The sequence below is a fragment of the Paracoccus sp. SY genome, assembly GCF_002901215.1.
Taxonomy (GTDB): Bacteria; Pseudomonadota; Alphaproteobacteria; order Rhodobacterales; family Rhodobacteraceae; genus Paracoccus; species Paracoccus acridae.
In genome coordinates, this window is record NZ_NWMQ01000159.1 from 1 (window position 1) to 855 (window position 855).

The window sequence follows — 855 nt, forward strand, 5'->3', positions numbered from 1 at the left end:
CCTACCGCAACTGTCCGCCGGGCTTGGCGAAGAAGGATCCACCTTGCGTTCCCCCCGGCTTGGCCAAAGAAGGTGTGACCTACGAGGAATGGGCGTCGTATGATGGGGATGACCACGACAGGATCTGGGTCAAGCGCCGGGACGAATGGCTCAGGACTGAGGCCGACGTTGATCCCGATCCTGAGCTTCTGCTTTTGCAATCAGACCAGATCGCGACGCTCTTTGGCCTTGATCCTGCACCCGAAGGCCATCGCTATGCTTTGATCGACGGCATGCCTGTTCTGCTCGACGACAGCGATTACGACGCGCTGCTCTTGGTGAACCAGATGGCACAGGTGCCCGATCTTCCGGCCGGAGTGCCGATCGCCCCGACAGCAGCCCTGACACAGGATGAACTGGCCAGCGTCTATCGTCTGCCGCATCTGGGAGCCGATGAGAACTATGCCGTTGTGAACGGGCAGGTCGTGCGGCTGAACGACAGGAACTACGAGCTGCTTCAGATGATCCGTGTTGCACGGGCCATTCTTTGAACAAGAAAGACCCGCCTGGCAGGGCGGGCCTTCGGTTCTTGCCGTGGTTAACGTGAACGCTAGCCATCCTACAGCGTTAAGGCAACACCTGTTTGCAATCTTAGGTTGTTCCCGGCATGCGATCTTTGGAGCAGCGCCCCTGCGCCTCGAGGATGAATAAGAATGATCGTTGGAGCCGCTGGGCGTATCTCTATGAATGCTCTCGGCACGGGCCACGGCGAACAGGAGGCCCAGATCCTGGTGATCGACCTCATGCACCTGAAGGCTGACCGCACTGCGGCAATCCTGCGCGCCGACAAAGCCGCTCGGTTTTGCAGCGGAACCG

General features: G+C 59.5%; 1 pseudogene. It reads left to right on the top strand.

What is annotated here, in order from left to right:
* Positions 1 to 530 (top strand): annotated as a pseudogene (locus CK944_RS22300) (hypothetical protein); the annotation flags it as partial.
* Between the last annotated feature and the right edge of the window lie 325 nt (positions 531 to 855).